This window comes from 'Vigna radiata' phytoplasma, from assembly GCF_030586915.1.
Lineage (GTDB): Bacteria > Bacillota_I > Bacilli_A > Acholeplasmatales > Acholeplasmataceae > Phytoplasma > Phytoplasma australasiaticum.
In genome coordinates this window covers 2,573-5,206 of record NZ_JAOSIS010000033.1, presented here as the reverse complement: position 1 = coordinate 5,206, position 2,634 = coordinate 2,573, and the positions used below count along the sequence as shown (strand labels likewise).

The 2,634-nt window shown below is 44.0% G+C and carries 1 tRNA gene and 2 rRNA genes (1 of these 3 running past the window's edge); all 3 read left to right on the top strand.

The window, feature by feature from the left end:
* Window positions 1-151 precede the first annotated feature (151 nt).
* Window positions 152-1,682, top strand: a 16S ribosomal RNA gene (locus tag OC710_RS02445).
* A 78-nt stretch (window positions 1,683-1,760) separates the two neighbouring features.
* Window positions 1,761-1,837 (top strand) — tRNA-Ile (locus OC710_RS02440).
* Window positions 1,838-1,905: 68 nt separating this feature from the next.
* Window positions 1,906-2,634 (top strand): 23S ribosomal RNA (locus tag OC710_RS02435) (it continues 2,249 nt past the right edge of the window).
* Together the 16S and 23S rRNA genes with 1 tRNA gene alongside form the textbook arrangement of a ribosomal RNA operon.

Below are 2,634 nucleotides of genomic sequence, written 5' to 3'. Positions count from 1 at the left end.
CATATTAAGTAAAATTATAGTAATTTAAGTTGATCACTACTTCTTTGAAAACTGAAGATGATATTTTATTATTTATTATGATGTTTATATCATAAAAATTTTAAATATTACTATAATTTAAATAAGTAATATTTACTTATTTAAATAATTTATTACGAAGAGTTTGATCCTGGCTCAGGATGAACGCTGGCGGCGTGCCTAATACATGCAAGTCGAACGGAAACCTTCGGGTTTTAGTGGCGAACGGGTGAGTAACACGTAAGCAACCTACCCTAAAGACGAGGATAACCATTGGAAACAGTGGCTAAGACTGGATAGGAAGATAAAAGGCATCTTGTATCTTTTAAAAGACCTAGTTAATAGGTATGCTTTAGGAGGGGCTTGCGCCATATTAGTTAGTTGGTAGGGTAATGGCCTACCAAGACGATGATGTGTAGCTGGACTGAGAGGTTGAACAGCCACATTGGGACTGAGACACGGCCCAAACTCCTACGGGAGGCAGCAGTAGGGAATTTTCGGCAATGGAGGAAACTCTGACCGAGCAACGCCGCGTGAATGACGAAGTACTTCGGTATGTAAAGTTCTTTTATCGAGGAAGAAAAGCAAATGGCGAACCATTTGTTTGCCGGTACTTGATGAATAAGCCCCGGCTAATTATGTGCCAGCAGCCGCGGTAAGACATAAGGGGCAAGTGTTATCCGGAATTATTGGGCGTAAAGGGTGCGTAGGCGGTCTAGTAAGTCAGTGGTGTAATGGCAACGCTTAACGTTGTCCGGCTATTGAAACTGCTAAACTTGAGTTAGATAGAGGCGAGTGGAATTCCATGTGTAGCGGTAAAATGCGTAAATATATGGAGGAACACCAGAGGCGTAGGCGGCTCGCTGGGTCTTAACTGACGCTGAGGCACGAAAGCGTGGGGAGCAAACAGGATTAGATACCCTGGTAGTCCACGCCGTAAACGATGAGTACTAAGTGTCGGGTTAAACCGGTACTGAAGTTAACACATTAAGTACTCCGCCTGAGTAGTACGTACGCAAGTATGAAACTTAAAGGAATTGACGGGACTCCGCACAAGCGGTGGATCATGTTGTTTAATTCGAAGATACCCGAAAAACCTTACCAGGTCTTGACATGTTTTTGCAAAATGATAGTAATATCGTGGAGGTTACCAGAAACACAGGTGGTGCATGGTTGTCGTCAGCTCGTGTCGTGAGATGTTAGGTTAAGTCCTAAAACGAGCGAAACCCTTATCGTTAGTTGCCAGCACGTTATGGTGGGGACTTTAACGAGACTGCCAATGATAAATTGGAGGAAGGTGAGGATCACGTCAAATCAGCATGCCCCTTATGACCTGGGCTACAAACGTGATACAATGGCTGTTACAAAGGGTAGCTGAAACGCAAGTTCTTGGCCAATCCCCAAAAACAGTCCCAGTCCGGATTGAAGTCTGCAACTCGACTTCATGAAGTTGGAATCGCTAGTAATCGCGAATCAGCATGTCGCGGTGAATACGTTCTCGGGGTTTGTACACACCGCCCGTCAAACCACGAAAGTTGGCAATACCCCAAAACGGTAGCCTAACTCGTTTATTCGAGAGGGCGCCGTCTAAGGTAGGGTCGATGATTGGGGTTAAGTCGTAACAAGGTATCCCTACCGGAAGGTGGGGATGGATCACCTCCTTTCTAAGGAAACCAATAAAATCAATCATCTTCAGTTTTGAAAGACTTAGGCAACTAAGTTTTTCTTCGTGACTTCACGAAGGGCCTATAGCTCAGTTGGTTAGAGCACACGCCTGATAAGCGTGAGGTCGGTGGTTCAAGTCCATTTAGGCCCACCAGAGTTATAGGTTTCGTAAGAACACAAATTCTTTGAAAATTAGGTAAATAATAGTTATTTATCCGGAACATTAAAGGAAATAAGAGCGCACAGTGGATGCCTAGGCACCAAGAGCTGATGAAGGACGCAATTAACGGCGATACGCTACGGGGAGCTGTAAATAAGTGTAGATCCGTGGATTTCCGAATGGGGCAACCTACTATAAGAAGTTATAGTATCAATTGTTAGGCAACTAACTGATTGAAAGGAACGCAGTGAACTGAAATATCTAAGTAACTGCAGGAACAGAAAGTAATAACGATTCCGGTAGTAGTGACGAGCGAATCCGGAACAGCCGGATACCAATAACTAGTTACCAAATTTTAATTAACTCGAAATAGTTGGAAAGCTATATCCCAGAAGGTGAAAATCCTGTAGAGGTAAGTTAAAATCTAGGGTATCCTCAAGTACGGCGAGACACGAGAAATCTTGTTGGAAGATAGGAGGACCATCTCCTAAGGCTAAATACTCCTTGGTGACCGATAGTGAACTAGTACCGTGAGGGAAAGGTGAAAAGAACCCCGGAAGGGGAGTGAAATAGATCCTGAAACTGTGTGCTTACAAGTAGTCAAAGCTCGTTTAAGAGTGATGGCGTGCCTTTTGCAGAATGAACCGGCGAGTTATGATATAGAGCAAGGTTAAGTTTGAAGGAACGTAGCCGTAGCGAAAGCGAGTCTGAATAGGGCGTTTAGTTGTATGTCATAGACCCGAAACTGAAGTGAGCTAGCCATGAACAGGCTGAAGTGACGTGACCGACGT